Consider the following 14,314-nt stretch of genomic DNA (forward strand, 5'->3'; position numbering starts at 1 on the left):
ATGCCGGGGACGGTGAAGACGGTCTCGACGGCCACGGCGCCGCCGGTGAGGCCGACCGCGACCAGGCCGAACTGGGGGACGAGCGCCGGGATCGCGCGGCGCAGGGCCGCGCCCGCGATCCGGGCCGGTGAGCAGCCCGAGGCCGTCCACAGCGCCACCCAGCGTTCGTTCAGGACCGAGGGCAGCGCGTCGTCGACGAGGCGGCCGAGCAGTCCGCCCGCCGGAAGCCCCAGCGCCAGCGCGGGCAGGACCAGGTTCTCCGGTCCCGCCCAGCCGTAGGGCGGGAGCCAGCCCCACCAGATCGACAGCACCACCATGAGCACGATGGCGAGGAGGAACTCCGGCAGGGCGGTCAGCGCGGCGGCGACGGCTCCGCCGCCGGACCCGGCCGGGTGGGCGGTGCCGCGCGCCCCGCGGACGAGGGCCGGGGCGAACAGCGCGGTGGCCACGGCCAGGGCGACGGCCAGGGCGGCTCCCATCAGGGTCAGGGACACGCCGGTGGCCGACAGCACCGACGGCAGGACGGGGGTGTCCGACACCCAGGAGCTGCCCAGGTCGCCCCGGAGGACGCCGGAGAACCAGCGGGCGAGCAGGACCAGCGGCCCGTCGGCCAGGCCGTACTCCTCCCGGATGGCGTCGAGCGCCTCGGGGGTGGGTTCCCGCTCGGCCGACCGGGCCCGCAGGAGGGCCAGCGCGGGGTCGCGCTCGGACAGCCAGGGCAGCAGGCCGACGACGACGGTGATGACGGCCAGCGCGGTCAGCCGGGAGGCCAGCGGTCCGAGCCAGGAGAGGCCGCGCGAACGGCCGGAGCCGGGGTCGGTGCCACCGGCGGGGCGGTCGGGCCCCGGGGCCTCGGGCGCACGCGAGGGTGCGCCGCCCGAGGCCCCGGTGTCCGGTGAGGTGGTCGCTTCCATCAGTCCAGCCGCGTCCGGGGCGTGACGAGCAGACGCTCGCGCGGGTCCTTGGCCGAGTCCGCGACGTGCGCGGCGTCGCCCTGGATGACCCGCTCGTGCAGCAGCGGGATCGCCGCGTCGGTGGCCAGGATCGCGGCCTCGGCCGCCAGGATGGCGGTGCGCCGGTCGGCGCCGGTGGCCAGCGGCTCCGCCNCGTCGACGTCGGCGTCGCACAGCTGCGCGATGTTGAACGAGCCGTCGCAGGAGAAGTCGCTGGCCATGTAGGCGAGGGGGTCACCGGAGTCGAGGACGGTCGCGCGGGAGAGGACGAAGGCGTCGAACTCCCCGGCCAGCATGTCCTGTTCGATGTTGGCGTACTCGCGGACGGCCTGTTCCACCTCGAAACCGGCGTCCTCCAACTGCTGTGCGAGGACGGTGACGATCTCGGGTTGCTCGGGGCGGTCGCTGTAGGTGGCCAGGGTGATCGCGACGCCGTCGGGGTCGGTCGCCTCGGTGGACGCGGTGCGCTCGGGGCGGTCGGCGGACCAGGGAAGGGCCGGGCCGAGCAGCCCCTCGGCGACGTCGGCGCGGCCCTCGTAGACGCCCTCCACCAGGGCCCGGCGGTCGATGGTCTCGCGGACGGCGGCGCGCAGCCCGGGGTCGGCGAAGGGCCCGTCGGCGGCGTTGAGGTGGAGGGTGTTGGTGCGCGGCATCGGCACCTCGGTGAGCAGCTCCTGGTCCAGCAGGGCGGCCTGGGAGACGGGCACGGCCTCGACGATGTCGGCCTCGCCGGTGCGCAGGGCGGCGGCGCGCGCGGTGCCGTCGGGGACGAAGGTGACGTCGATGCCGGAGAGCCGGGCGGGGTCGCCCCAGTAGCCGTCGAACCGCTCCAGGCGGGCGGAGGTGGTGCCGTTGACCTCGACCAGTTCGAAGGGGCCGGTGCCGGTGCCGACGGGGCTCACCGTGTCGCCGTCGTAGGCGCTCTCGGCGAGGATCGACAGCTGCGGGGAGGAGAGCCGGTGCGGGACGAGGGGGTCCCCGTCGGCGGTGGTGACGGTGACGGTGTCGCCCTCGGCCGCGACGGTCAGGTCGACGCCGTCGAGGATGCGGGGCTTGGGTGCGGCCTGGGCGGCGTACTCCAGAGCGTGGGCGGCCGCGTCGGCGGTCAGGTCGGTGCCGTCGTGGAAGACGACCCCGTCACGGACGGTGAACTCCCAGGTGGTGTCGTCGACTCGGGTCCACTCGGTGGCCAGGCCGGGCTGGGGGTCACCGTTGTCGTCGAGGACGACGAGGGTCTCGGCGGTGCTCCAGCGGGAGAGTTTGAAGGCGTCGTCGCTGAGCGGGGAGAGGGCCGACCGGGGCGGCTGGAGCATCGCGACCGAGACGCGGTCGTCGGCGCCGTCGGCGGACTGGTCGGAGGGGGCGAAGCAGCCGGTGAGGGTCAGGGCGGCGGTGAGGACCAGGCAGGCGCCGGTCAGGGGTCTGGTGACGTGCACGGGGAACTTCTTCCAGGGGATGCGTGGGAGAGGTCGCGCTCCGGACCGCGGAGCGACGACCCACAGCATATGACAACCGTTTTCATTCCCACGACAGGCCTGGGCGGATCGAGGCATAGGTCATATCCGCCCCTGCGTTCAGCCCCCAGTGGCCGGCGGCGCGTCCTCCGGCCGCAGCACGAACGCCGTGTAGCCGTACTCGCCGCCGTGGTCCCGACGCAGGGCGATCTCGGCGCGGGCGCCCGCCACGGCCTCGGCCATCCCCGGAACGGAGGCGTCGGCCGCCTCGGCGCGGGCCTCCAAGGGCGCGTAGTACTCCGGCCACCAGTCGGAGTCGGGCTGGAGCCGGGCGGCCTGGACCCGGTATCCGGCCTGGTGCGCGAGGGCGGTGTTCTCCTGGCGGGTGCGCAGCGGATAGGCGGCGTCCCAGAACGCGCGGGCCTCGGGCGAGGGCGCGCTCGTGGTCCACTCGCATTCGGTGACCACGAGAACCCCGCCGGGGGTGAGCAGGCGCCGCCACGAGCGCAGGGCGCGCTCGAACCCGATGAGGTAGGCCGATCCCTCGGCCCAGAGCACGTCGAAGCTCCCGTCCGGCCAGGGCAGATCGTCCATGGAGCGGTTCTCCGCCGCGATCCGGTCACCGAGACCGCGCTCGGCCGCGGCGGCGGTGAGGGGGTCGAGGAAGGGCTGGTGGACGTCGATCGCCGTCACGCGCGCACCGGCCTCGGCCGCCAGCAGCAGCGCCGAGCGGCCCGGACCGCAGCCGATGTCCAGGACGCGGGGATGTTCGGGCAGCGGCCCGGCCAGGTCGAGCATGCGTCGAGTGGTCTCGTCCGAGCCCGGACCCTGGCGGGGCAGGTCGGCGTGCAGGGCGAAGAAGGCCGCCCGGAGTTCGTCTGGGGTGGGGTCGGCCTGGGCGGGGTGGGCGTCGGTCACGCGTGGTCCTCCGGTTCGTCCAGTGCTGCGAGGGGCCGGGCCCGGCCGGTCGGTCGGCGTCCACGGCCCGGTCCCGGCGGCCGACCCTACATGCGGCGCGCGGGTCAGGGCCGGGTCGCCTCGCCGCGCACGTGGAAGGAGTGCGGGGTGCGGGCCTCGGGGAAGAGGAAGGCGTCCAGGACGGTCAGGGTGAATCCGGCCCGCTCGATCGCGGTGAGCGTGTCCCGCCCGCAGTGGCAGGCGCCGAGCAGTCGCGGACCCAGGGTCGCGTCGATCCACCGCTGGGTCCGGCGCATCCGGGCGGTGTCGGCGCGCACGTGTTCGAGGAAACGCAACCGGCCGCCGGGGACCAGCACGCGGTGGATCTCGCGCAGGGCGGTGCCCTGGTCGGCGACCGAGCACAGGACGAGCGCCACCACGGCAGCGTCGAACCGTGCCGCCTCGAACGGAAGCCGTTCGGCGCGACCGTCGACGACGGTGACCGGGACGGGTGCGGCCGTGATCCGTGCCCGGGCGGTGCGGCGCAGGTGGGGTTCGGGTTCCACGGCGGTGAGGTGGTCGACGGTGCGCGGGTAGTGGGGGAAGTTGGGACCGTGGCCGGCGCCGACCTCCAGGACCCGCCCGTGGAGCCCGGACACCAGCGCGCGGCGGTGGTCGACCAGACCGGCGTCGTCCATGGCTCCGGCCACCCACGTGTAGAAGCGGGCGAAGAACGGATGCCGAAACCGGTCGTCCCCCATGCTCCTCACCACAGCACAGGATGCGCGGAAAAACCACAGGTCATCACGTTCCTTCACGAACCCGCAACAGGATCCGCGACGGCGGCGTGCGGTCACCTCCCCGTTCGACGTACCGCGTACAGTCCCTCCGACGTGGTGACGAAGACCGTTCCGTCAGGGCTCGCCACCGCGTCGAAGAGCCGCCCCGGCACAAGCCAGTCGAACTCGGCGACCACCCCGTTCGGTGGGGCGAGACGACGTACGCCCAGCCGCTCGCGCGCTGGGACATCCGGGGATCCCCCGCTCTCCCGCGCGCCGACGACCACGACCGGCGTTCCGTCCCACTCGGTCAGTGCGTGGGCGGTCGCCGAGGACCCCAGTTCGGCGACCACGGTCAGGTCGGGCAGCGCGTACACCGTCGCACCCACGGCCAGCAGGGGACGACCGCCGACGACGCCCGCCACGGCCTCCGCGCCGCCCGCGACCCGGCCGAGGCACTCGCCCCCGGGCAGCCCGTACACGAAGACCCTGGGTTCCTCGTACTCGCACTTGACTTCCTCCCGGCCCTTGGAGGGACCGGGATTCCGACCGGGCCAGGCGACCCGGTGGCGCTGCGCGCCTCGCGGCGCGCGCTGGTTCCTGCTTCATTGACATGGCAACCCAGAGGTCTCAGCAGGCTGGCACGGTTCACCCCGATAAGGAGCCAGTCCATCCGCGCGAAAGAGTGTTCTGGGCCGCGTTCACGTCCGCGTGCGCCGTGTGCCCGCACGATGTGCACCGGAACACCGATTGGCTCTCTCGGTTCTCCGGTGCGACATGTCCGCACGGGTTGCAGGTCTGCGACGTGTACGCGGGATCGACCTCCACAATCCGGGTCCCGGTCCGCCGGGCCGCGTTCAGGCAGGCGAGCTTGAAACCGTGCCACCCCTTGGCCAGGATCGCCCGGTTCAACCCCGCCTTGGCCCGAACATTGCGCCCCGGAGCGTCCATGGTGCCCCGGGCCGAAGCGGTCATGTTCGTGGTGTTGAGCCTCTCCAGCACCACGACCGCATTCTTGGTGCACAACACCGACGCGGTCTGGGCGGAGAAGTCGGCGCGCCGGGCACGCACCCGCCCGGTGAGCTTCGACAGGGCGGCCTTGGTCTTCGCCCGGTTGTTCGAACCTTTGCGCTGGCGCGAGAGTTTGCGCCGCAGTCGGCGTTCACGCTCATGTTCCTTCGGGGTCTGGAGCGTGCGGTCGAACAGGTCTCCGTCCGAGGTGGCCACCGCCACGGCCACACCCCGGTCGATACCCACGGCCGCGTCCGGCACGGCGTGCTCGCCGGGGGTGTGCTCACCATCCTCGCACAGCAGCGACACGTACCAGTGCTCGCCGTCCCGGGAGACGGTGGCCGACCGGACGGCACCCTTGGGGGCGCGAGACCACCGGAACCGGACCCATCCCAGTTTGGGCAGCTTCGGGTGCCCCCACCTACGCCCCAACCGCTCCACGGTGATCTGCTTGGGGTCGGGGAAACGGAACGAGGGTTTCCACCGGCCCTTGCCACGCCAGCGCACGCCGAACGTCCCGTGATCTCGGCAGGCCCGGTCCAGGTCCTTCAACGTCTGCTGGAGGATGTGGGACGGCGCCGCCCGCAGCCACGTCTCCTCGGTCTTGGTCTCGGCGAGCTGGGTGGCTTGCAGGTGGTAGCCGCAGAACAGCTGGTCGTATCCGCGCTGCCACCGTTGGACGGCCTGGCGGCGCTGGTCCAGGGCGGTGTTCCACACCGCACGGCAGATATCGCCGTACTCGGCGCACCGCTCGGCCTGCTCGTCGGTGAGCGACAAGCGATACCGGAACCCGGTCAGCATGGTGGGAACACCTCCTCTCGATCCAGGACCAGACCGTAGCGGGGGCCGACGACATTCCGAGGCGGGGCGGCTGTCCCTGCCCTGAAGGACGGGGTCTGCGCCGCCAACGAACCAGATCACGGCGTACCGTATCCCGACGGCGGCGGGCCGCCTCCCCCACGGGGAGACGGCCCGGACACGAAGGTGTACCTCTAGCGCGGCATGCGCTCGGCCAGCCACGCCTCGACGTCGGCGGACGCGCGCGGCAGGCCCTGCGACATCACGCGGCGGCCGTCCTCGGTGACCAGGACGTCGTCCTCGATCCGCACGCCGACGCCCCGGTACTCCTCCGGCACGGTGAGGTCGTCGGGCTGGAAGTACAGGCCCGGCTCGACGGTGAGCACCATGCCCGGCTTCAGGTCGCCGTACAGGTGGACCTCCTGGCGGGAGACCGCGCAGTCGTGCACGTCCAGACCGAGCATGTGGCCGGTGCCGTGCAGGGTGTACCGGCGCTGGAGGCCCAGCTCCAGGACGCGGTCGACCGGACCCTCCAGCAGACCCCACTCGATCAGGCCCTCGGCCAGCACGCGCTGGGAGGCCTCGTGGAAGTCGGTGAACGGGCGCCCCGGCGCCACGGCGGCGATCCCGGCCTCCTGGGCGGCGTACACCAGGTCGTACACCTTGCGCTGGAGGTCGGTGAACGTGCCCGAGACCGGCATGGTGCGGGTGACGTCGGCCGTGTACAGCGTGGTGGTCTCCACACCGGCGTCCAACAGCAGCAGCTCGCCGTCGCGGACGGGGCCGTCGTTGCGGGTCCAGTGCAGGGTGGTGGCGTTGGGGCCGGACGCGGCGATGGTGCCGTAGCCGACGTCGTTGCCCTCCACGCGGGCGCGCAGGAAGAACGTGCCCTCGATGTAGCGCTCGGAGGTGTCCTTGGCCTGCGGCAGCGCCGTGACGACGTCGTTGAAGCCGCGCACGGTGGCGTCCACGGCCAGCTGGAGCTGGGCGACCTCCCACTCGTCCTTGACCAGGCGGTGGTCGGCCAGCGTCACGCCCAGGTCCTCGTCGAGCTTGGCGGACTTGGCGCGGGCCTCGTCGTCGGCGTCGGCGCGCAGCTCGTCCACGATCGCGTCCAGCTCGGCGTCGTGTCCGCGCACGATGCGGGTGGCCACGGAGTCGGCGCGCAGGGCGCCGGGCAGGGTGCGCACGTCGGCGGTGGCCACACCCAGCAGGTCGGCGGCCTCGTCCAGGCTGTTGCGCCGACCGGTCCACAGCTCGCCGTAGCCGCCGAGCCAGAATTCGCCGTTGTCGCGGTTGGAGCGCGGCTTGAGGTAGAGCACCGCGTCGTGGCCGCCGTCCGCGCGCGGGGCCAGCACCAGGCAGCCGCCGTCGGAGGTGTCTCCGGTCAGGTACGCGTAGTCGGTCGCCGCGCGGAAGGGGTACTCGGTGTCGTTGGACCGGGTGAGGAGCTGTCCGGCGGGCACCACCAGGCGCTCACCGGGGAAGGCGGCGCTGAGCGCGGCGCGGCGGCGGGCGGTGTGCTCGGCCTGCTCGATGGGCTCCAGGTCGCGCCGCTCGGTGTCGGCCCACCCCGTGCTCATCCACGCGGCGAGCTCGTCGGAGACCGACTGCGCCTGGCCGTTCTTGCGTGGGGTGAACACGAAGCCGTCCTGCTCGACTCCGGGGCGCTGCTGGTCGCTCACGTCGTGGCTCTCCTCGTCGATCGCGGGGTTCTCGGCCGCACGTGGCGGCCCGTGTGACCCATCGTACGGTGGCGCCGCCCACCTGACCGCTCCACGGACATAGCGGCCCCCATAACGCCGGACCAGGTGGGATGGGGCCGGTCCGCGTCGGAGCGGCGGCGGGCACCCACGGTTCTCGGACACCGCTCACACACTTCTCCCAGGTGTCCCGCATAACGTGCACGCCACGGGGTCACTCACCGGGGGTGACCGTGCGACGACGGGACGGATCGCATGGGTAAGACACCGACGACGGGGCCGGTCCTGGGGCGACGGCAGGCGATCGCGGTCGGCGGTGGAGCCGCGCTGGCGACCACGGCGCTGGCCGGATGCGCGACGGCGGGCGACGGCGGGTCGGGCACGACCACGGCCGCGTCCTCCTCCCCCACGACCGGGGAGCGGGTCTGCGTGCTGAGCCCCGAGGTGACCGAGGGGCCCTACTACCTGGACGGGCAGCTGGTCCGTGAGGACATCACCGAGGGCAAGCAGGGGTTCCCGCTGGAGTTGGCGATCACCGTGGTCGACTACGCCAACGGCTGCGCCCCGCTGGCCGGGGAGAACGTGGCGGTGGAGATCTGGCACTGCGACGCGTGGGGCTACTACTCGGGCTACACCGAGGCCAGCCCCGGCGGTGAGGTTCCGGCGGAGGACGGCGAGGGGGACGAGGACTCCTTCCTGCGCGGGGTGCAGCCGGCGGACGAGGAGGGCACGGCGGTGTTCCGCACGATCGTGCCGGGGTGGTACAGCCCCCGTGTCACCCACATCCACCTCAAGGTGCACACCCAGGGAGAGATCGACACCACCTACGAGGGCGGCACCACCGTGCACACCGGCCAGCTGCTGTTCTCCGACGACTTCTGCGCCGAGGTGGCCGAGCGCGAACCCTACTCCGAGCACGTCCTGGAGCTGACCCCGGTCGAGGACGACCAGGTGTACCAGGAGGCCCGATCCGTCGAGGGCGAGCCCGACAGCATGGTCGTGACCCCGGCCCCGGTGACCGAGGGGACCCCCGAGGACGGGTACACGCTGACCGTGGTCGTGGGGGTCACCCCCGAGGAGTCCACGGGCGGCGGAGGCGGGGGCACGCCCGGGGAAGGCGCTCCGGACGGGATGACGCCTCCCGACGGCGCCACGCCCCCGGACGGGATGACGCCGCCGGGGCAGCCGTGACCCGCACGGTCAGGTGGCCAGGTCGCGGGTGAAGCCGATCGCGTCGGGGTGCGGGAACTCGTCGACCTCGTCCCGGCCCAGGCGGCGGTAGCCGAGCCGGTCGTACAGCCCGAGCGCCTCGGGTTGGGAGGGGCCGGTGAACAGCACCACGCGGGTGTAGCCGAGGTCGCGCGCGGCCTGCTCGAGAGCGGTCATGACCCTGCGGGCCAGCCCCCGGCGGCGGTGCCGGTGCGAGGTCCACACGCGCTTGAACTCGGCGGTCTCGGGCCGGGTCGCGCGCCCCTCCCCGTAGGGGCGCACCGCTCCCCCGGCCACGATCTCGTCGGCGAGGTCGGCCAGGACCATGCGGCCGTGCGGGGCCGCGAACTCCGTCACCGGGTAGCGCTCCAGCTCCCGGGCGGCGTTGTCCGCGCCGTAGCGCTCGGTGTACTCGGCCAGGAGACCGGCGAGCAGCCCCGCCACGCGCGGGTCGTCGTGGTGGACCCGCGTGATCCGGACACCGTCTCCCGGCACGGCCCTCACCGCCGTGGCCCCGGTCCCGGCGTCCGTGTCCTGGGCGTGCGTCACCTTCGTCCTCCTCACGTGCCTGGGCGCCGGTCAGACCGGGGCGCGGGGCTCCGGAACCGGCGACGTGAAGAGGGTACGCGCTCGTAGCGCCCGGAACCCGTTCTCGACCCGGTACCCGGCGGCCAGGAGGCGTTCCCGGGCGGCGTCCGCGCTGCGCACGGTGGCTTCGTCGAAGAGGAGGTTGTAGTAGCGCTCCGGGACCCGGTTGAGGCCCCCGCGCAGGGCGCGCAGCGCGGCGGTGGCCGCCGACGGCGTTGCGGGGGTCTCGGGAAGGACGCCGTAGGCCCGCCGCGCCCACGCGGGCAGGGTGGCGTAGGCCAGCGCGCCCACGGGGAACCACAGGGGTTTGAGCGGGGCCAGCCAGGACAGGCGGTCGGGGACGGTGGGCCACAGCAGGAACCGCACCGCCTGGCGGGCCTCGGGTGTGACGCGCAGCTCCGGACGGACGGCGGTGAGGTAGCGGCGCAGTTCGGCCACACCGCGCGGCACGTCTCCCGGTTCCAGGCCGACGTAGACGGCGGCGCGCGCCCGCTCGTCGACGTAGCGGTCCATCTCCGCCGCGGTCAGCGGCACGCCCGCCCGGTGGGTGGTCTCCAGGTACGAGGAGACCTCGGCGCAGTGCACCCACACGAGCAGGTCGTGCTGGTCGACGCGGTGGCCGCGGCCGGTGGCGGGGTCGGTGAAGCGCAGGGCGCGGTGCACCCGGCGGATGCGCGCGCCGAGCTCCTCGGCCTCGTCGGGACTGCCGTAGGTGGTGACCGCGACGAAGTGCGCGGTGCGCAGCAGCCGTCCGGTCGGGTCGACGCGAAAGTCGGAGCGCTGCCACACGCCCTGCATCGCCACCGGGTGCAGGGCCTGGAGCATGAGCGCGCGGACGCCCGCCACCCACATGGAGCGGTCCAGGTGGATCTTCCAGGTGACGCTCTCCGGGGCGGCGACGGTCGGCTGCATCCGGTTCTCCTCCAGGGGACGCGGGGGTTCGCACCGCGTGGCGGACCCGGTTCCCACGATACGTCTCGGTTCGTCCGCCATTCGGGTGGGTGGTCGAAGCGCCCGGCGGCCCTGGTCACAGCGGGTCGGGCCCGACCCCGGTGCGGCGCCCCCAGTCGCCGCGGCCCCGAAGGTGGGCCAGGACCGCGCGGACCCGGCGGTGCACCTCCTCGTCCGGAGGCAGGTCGAGCTTGGCGAGGATGTTGCCGATGTGCTTGCCGACGGCCGCGTCGCTGACGGTCAGCCGCCGGGCGATCGCGCCGTTGGAGTGCCCCTCGGCCATCAGACCCAGCACCTGCCGCTCCCGCGGGGTGAGCCGGTCCAGCGGATCGGCGCTGCGGCGCAGCAGCTGGCGGACCACCTCGGGGTCGACGACGGTGGCGCCCCCCACCACCTGGCGCAGCACCGACGCGAACTCGCGCACGTCGCCCACCCTCTGCTTGAGGAGGTACCCGACACCGCGACCGTTCCCGGAGTCCAGCAGGTCGGAGGCGTAGCTCAGCTCGACGTACTGACTCAGCGCCACGACGGCCAGCCCCGGGTCACGGCGGCGCAGGCGCACGGCGGCGCGCAGCCCCTCGTCGGTGAGGTCGGGGGGCATCCGGATGTCGGTGACCACGAGTCCGGGGCGGTGTTTGGCGACAGCTCCGACCAGCGCCTCCCCGTCCCCCACCGCGGCCACGACGGGGAACCCGAACCGTTCCAGGACCCCCGCCAGCCCCTCCCTCAGGAGCACGCCGTCCTCGGCCAGGACGGTCGGCACGGGGGTCACGGACCCGGGATCGGCGGGATCGGGCCGCACGGCAGCTCCACTCGTATGCGTGTCGGTCCCCCGACGGGGCTGGACAGGGACATTGTGCCGCCCATGACCGCGATCCGGTCCTGGAGGCCGGTCAACCCGGTCCCCCCGGAGGGGTCGGCGCCGCCGGGGCCGAAGTCGGTGACCTCGACCACGAGCGTGTCCGGGGCCGTGCCCGCGCCGAGGACCGTGCCCGCGTGCACGGTGACGGCGTTGGCCTCGGTGTGCTTGGCGACGTTGGTGAGCGCCTCGGCGACGACGAAGTAGGCGGCCCCCTCCACGTGGGCGGGAGGTCGGCCGGGGATCTCCGTGTCCACACGGGTCGGGACCGGGCAGTGGTCGGCGAGTTCGGCCAGCGCGGCGGGCAGCCCGCGGTCGGTGAGCACCCGGGGGTGGATGCCGCGGACGAGTTCGCGCAGCTCGTCGATGAGCTCGTTGGCCTTGGCCTGGGCGGCGGCGACGCGCCGGTCGGCCTCGGAGGACTCCTCAAGGTCGAGCCGGGCCATCCCGAGGTCCACGGACAGGGCGACGAGCCGCTGCTGGGCACCGTCGTGCAGGTCGCGTTCGATGCGTCGGCGTTCGTACTCGAAGGCGTTGACCAGGCGGGCCCGGGACTCGGTGACCTGGCTGAGCTCGGCACGCAGTTCCTCCTTGGGCGGCCCTACCAGGAGGGCTCGCGCGATGACCGCGTGGCCCTGGGCGAGGACCCCGGAGGCGTAGAGGAACAGGACGAGGAGCACGGGGCTGACGAGGGCGAAGGGGATCGCCTGCTCGGGTGTGTCGATGTAGTAGGGCCCCATGGAGAGGATGGCGCTGGGTTGCACCAGGAGCAGGAACGGGGAGAGAGCCAGCGCCGCCCCGACGAGGGCCAGGCCCCCCAGGACGGACAGGAGGAGTCCGCTGACCGGAAGCAACAGGAACATGTACGCGACCGCCCGCCAGGTGGCGCTCTCGGTGTACCGGGTCCGGATCCACCCCCACAGACCGGGCGGCGGCGGACGGTGGCCGCCGGTGGCCGCCTCCCCGGAGACGATCCGCAGGCGCCACCGCTCCAGCGCGCCCAGGGGAAGGGCGAGCAGGGGCGCGAAGGCCGCGATCATCACCAGGCCGACGAGGAATCCCGCCAGGGCGGGCTCGCCGATCCGCGTGGTGTCCCACGGGCGACTGACCATGGCACCAAGAACCATGGCCCAGGGGAGATAGAGGGGCAGTGCGACCACCGTCACGACCAGGCCGACGGCCACGGTGGCCAGCGCGTGGAGGAGGGCCCGCCAGGGCCAGGCCGTGAGGAGGAAGCGCGGTCGGGCCATGGCCTGGGCGAGGCTCCTCGGCCGTCCCGACGGTGTGTCCGGCGTCGTCATGCCCCCAAAGCTAGGAGCCGGGGCGGGTGGGGCGGAACCGGTCCCGCCCCACCTTCCGTGGTGGGTCCAGCCCTACCTCCCCAACCCCGGCCGGGCACGGACTTCGCAGTTCAGGAAGGTAGGGTGGGACGACGTGAGCGCGAAACCTCTGATCCCCGATGTCCTGGCCGCCCGGTACGCGTCCGCGGAGCTGGCCCGACTGTGGTCCCCCGAGTACAAGGTGGTCGCCGAGCGGCGACTGTGGCTGGCCGTCCTGCGCGCGCAGGCACGCCTGGGCGTCGACGTGCCCGACGGTGTCGTGGCCGACTACGAGAAGGTCCTCGACCAGGTGGACCTGGCCTCCATCGCCGAGCGTGAGCGGATCACGCGGCACGACGTGAAGGCGCGGATCGAGGAGTTCAACGCCCTGGCGGGCCACGAGCACGTCCACAAGGGCATGACCTCGCGCGACCTCACCGAGAACGTCGAGCAGCTCCAGGTGCGCGACAGCCTGCTGCTGGCGCGCGACCGCGTGGTGGCGCTGCTGGCGCGGCTCGGCGACCTGGCGGCCCGGTACGGCGGCACGGTGATGGCGGGCCGGTCGCACAACGTCGCCGCCCAGGCCACCACGCTCGGCAAGCGGTTCGCGTCGATCGCCGACGAGGTGCTGGTCGCCCACGGACGCCTGGAGGAGCTGATCGCCCGCTACCCGCTGCGCGGGATCAAGGGCCCGGTCGGCACCGCCCAGGACATGCTGGACCTGCTGGGCGGGGATCGCGACGCGCTGCGGTCGCTGGAGGACGAGGTCGCCGCCCACCTGGGGTTCGAGCACCGCCTGACCAGCGTCGGCCAGGTCTACCCGCGCTCGCTCGACTTCGAGGTGCTCACCACGCTGGTGCAGTTGGCCGCGGGACCCTCGTCACTGGCCAAGACCGTGCGTCTGATGGCCGGACACGAGCTGGTGACCGAGGGGTTCGCGGAGGGCCAGGTCGGGTCCTCGGCGATGCCGCACAAGATGAACACGCGCTCGTGCGAGCGGGTGAACGGGCTGGCCGTGATCCTGCGCGGTTACGCGTCCATGGCCGGTGAGCTGGCCGGGGACCAGTGGAACGAGGGCGACGTGTCGTGCTCGGTCGTACGCCGCGTGGCGCTGCCGGACGCGTTCTTCGCCTTCGACGGGCTGGTCGAGACCATGCTGACGGTGCTCGACGAGTTCGGCGCCTTCCCCGCGGTGATCTCCGCCGAACTCGACCGCTACCTGCCGTTCCTGGCCACGACCAAGATGCTCATGGCGGGCGTGCGCGCGGGAGTGGGCCGGGAGACCGCACACGAGCTGATCAAGGAGCACGCGGTCGCCTCCGCGCTGGCGATGCGCCAGGAGGGCACGGGCAACCGCCTGCTGGACCGGTTGGGTGAGGACGAGCGGTTCCCGCTGAACCGGGCGGAGCTGGACGCGCTGCTGGACAACCGAATCACGTTCACCGGTGCGGCAGAGGACCAGATCGCGGCGGTCGTGGAACGCGTCATCGAGATCACCGAGGAGCACCCCGAGGCGGCCGCCTACCGCCCGGGCGCCATCCTCTAGGAACGGTTCTCGGTCCGGTCGGGGCCCGGTGGACGGTCTTCCCGTCCACCGGGCCCCGAGTCGTGTCCGTCCTCCGTGGTTCTGTTTCTTGGAACGGTCACTCCGGGGGGTCACCGTTCGGGCGCCGGCAGGGTGCTCATGGACAGGTGTGCGCCGGAGGCGTCCGTTGAGGGTGGTGGAGGGCGACGAAGAGGGAGGAACCGCGCCGGAGGCGTCCGTTGAGGGTGGTGGAGGGCGACGAAGAGGG

The 14,314-nt window shown here is 73.2% G+C and carries 13 protein-coding genes; 2 read left to right on the plus strand and 11 right to left on the minus strand.

Annotation, left to right across the window (positions count from 1 at the left end; translation table 11 throughout):
* From D471_RS0112740 to D471_RS0112770, 7 genes are all read right to left on the minus strand, one after another.
* Nucleotides 1–914: ABC transporter permease subunit (locus tag D471_RS0112740; RefSeq protein ID WP_017598966.1), on the minus strand; the 914-nt coding region annotated here is incomplete at its 3' end.
* Nucleotides 914–2,506 carry an ABC transporter substrate-binding protein gene (locus D471_RS0112745; protein WP_449406564.1) on the minus strand — a complete coding sequence of 531 codons (1,593 nt, stop codon included), beginning with the start codon at nucleotides 2,504–2,506 and terminating at the stop codon, nucleotides 914–916. The genes D471_RS0112745 and D471_RS0112740, both read right to left, overlap by 1 nt.
* A gap of 21 nt (nucleotides 2,507–2,527) precedes the next feature.
* Nucleotides 2,528–3,325: an SAM-dependent methyltransferase gene (locus D471_RS0112750; protein WP_017598968.1), complete on the minus strand. Its 798-nt coding sequence runs from the start codon at nucleotides 3,323–3,325 to the stop codon at nucleotides 2,528–2,530.
* A 104-nt stretch (nucleotides 3,326–3,429) separates the two neighbouring features.
* Complete coding sequence (locus D471_RS0112755) at nucleotides 3,430–4,065, minus strand: class I SAM-dependent methyltransferase (protein WP_017598969.1); 636 nt, start codon at nucleotides 4,063–4,065, stop codon at nucleotides 3,430–3,432.
* 92 nt (nucleotides 4,066–4,157) lie between these two features.
* The gene (locus D471_RS34195; RefSeq protein WP_017598970.1) at nucleotides 4,158–4,565 is read right to left on the minus strand and encodes a hypothetical protein; all 408 of its coding nucleotides are present in this window, start codon (nucleotides 4,563–4,565) and stop codon (nucleotides 4,158–4,160) included.
* 166 nt (nucleotides 4,566–4,731) lie between these two features.
* Nucleotides 4,732–5,895 carry an RNA-guided endonuclease InsQ/TnpB family protein gene (locus D471_RS34200; RefSeq protein ID WP_017598971.1) on the minus strand — a complete coding sequence of 388 codons (1,164 nt, stop codon included), beginning with the start codon at nucleotides 5,893–5,895 and terminating at the stop codon, nucleotides 4,732–4,734.
* 191 nt (nucleotides 5,896–6,086) lie between these two features.
* Nucleotides 6,087–7,577, minus strand: coding sequence for an aminopeptidase P family protein (locus D471_RS0112770; protein WP_017598972.1), 1,491 nt, complete (start codon nucleotides 7,575–7,577; stop codon nucleotides 6,087–6,089).
* A 273-nt stretch (nucleotides 7,578–7,850) separates the two neighbouring features.
* Here D471_RS0112770 and D471_RS34205 point away from each other — a divergent pair, with 273 nt between their 5' ends.
* Nucleotides 7,851–8,786, plus strand: a complete 936-nt coding sequence (locus D471_RS34205; protein ID WP_017598973.1) for an intradiol ring-cleavage dioxygenase — start codon at nucleotides 7,851–7,853, stop codon at nucleotides 8,784–8,786.
* A gap of 9 nt (nucleotides 8,787–8,795) precedes the next feature.
* Here D471_RS34205 and D471_RS0112780 read toward each other — a convergent pair whose 3' ends face one another.
* The 4 genes from D471_RS0112780 to D471_RS0112795 form a co-directional block, all read right to left on the minus strand.
* The gene (locus D471_RS0112780; RefSeq protein WP_017598974.1) at nucleotides 8,796–9,353 is read right to left on the minus strand and encodes a GNAT family N-acetyltransferase; all 558 of its coding nucleotides are present in this window, start codon (nucleotides 9,351–9,353) and stop codon (nucleotides 8,796–8,798) included.
* 30 nt (nucleotides 9,354–9,383) lie between these two features.
* A complete protein-coding gene (locus D471_RS0112785; RefSeq protein ID WP_026127674.1) occupies nucleotides 9,384–10,304 on the minus strand; it encodes an oxygenase MpaB family protein in 921 nt (306 codons plus the stop codon).
* Nucleotides 10,305–10,419: 115 nt separating this feature from the next.
* Nucleotides 10,420–11,145, minus strand: a complete 726-nt coding sequence (locus tag D471_RS0112790; RefSeq protein WP_017598976.1) for a response regulator — start codon at nucleotides 11,143–11,145, stop codon at nucleotides 10,420–10,422.
* Nucleotides 11,112–12,503 carry a sensor histidine kinase gene (locus D471_RS0112795; RefSeq protein WP_026127675.1) on the minus strand — a complete coding sequence of 464 codons (1,392 nt, stop codon included), beginning with the start codon at nucleotides 12,501–12,503 and terminating at the stop codon, nucleotides 11,112–11,114. The genes D471_RS0112790 and D471_RS0112795 overlap by 34 nt, the downstream gene beginning before the upstream one ends.
* A 133-nt stretch (nucleotides 12,504–12,636) precedes the next feature.
* On the opposite strand from D471_RS0112795, the gene purB reads away from it, so the two are divergent.
* Nucleotides 12,637–14,067, plus strand: a complete 1,431-nt coding sequence (purB, locus tag D471_RS0112800; protein WP_017598978.1) for an adenylosuccinate lyase — start codon at nucleotides 12,637–12,639, stop codon at nucleotides 14,065–14,067.
* Nucleotides 14,068–14,314: the final 247 nt, after the last annotated feature.

This window comes from Nocardiopsis lucentensis DSM 44048, from assembly GCF_000341125.1.
Lineage (GTDB): Bacteria > Actinomycetota > Actinomycetes > Streptosporangiales > Streptosporangiaceae > Nocardiopsis > Nocardiopsis lucentensis.

Excerpts from the sequence above, each read along its gene's own strand:
- D471_RS34200 (WP_017598971.1), bottom strand. The coding sequence starts at position 5,895 with ATGCTGACCGGGTTCCGGTATCGCTTGTCGCTCACCGACGAGCAGGCC.
- D471_RS0112795 (WP_026127675.1), bottom strand. The coding sequence starts at position 12,503 with ATGACGACGCCGGACACACCGTCGGGACGGCCGAGGAGCCTCGCCCAG.
- D471_RS0112755 (WP_017598969.1), bottom strand. The coding sequence starts at position 4,065 with ATGGGGGACGACCGGTTTCGGCATCCGTTCTTCGCCCGCTTCTACACG.
- D471_RS34205 (WP_017598973.1), top strand. The coding sequence starts at position 7,851 with ATGGGTAAGACACCGACGACGGGGCCGGTCCTGGGGCGACGGCAGGCG.
- D471_RS0112785 (WP_026127674.1), bottom strand. The coding sequence starts at position 10,304 with ATGCAGCCGACCGTCGCCGCCCCGGAGAGCGTCACCTGGAAGATCCAC.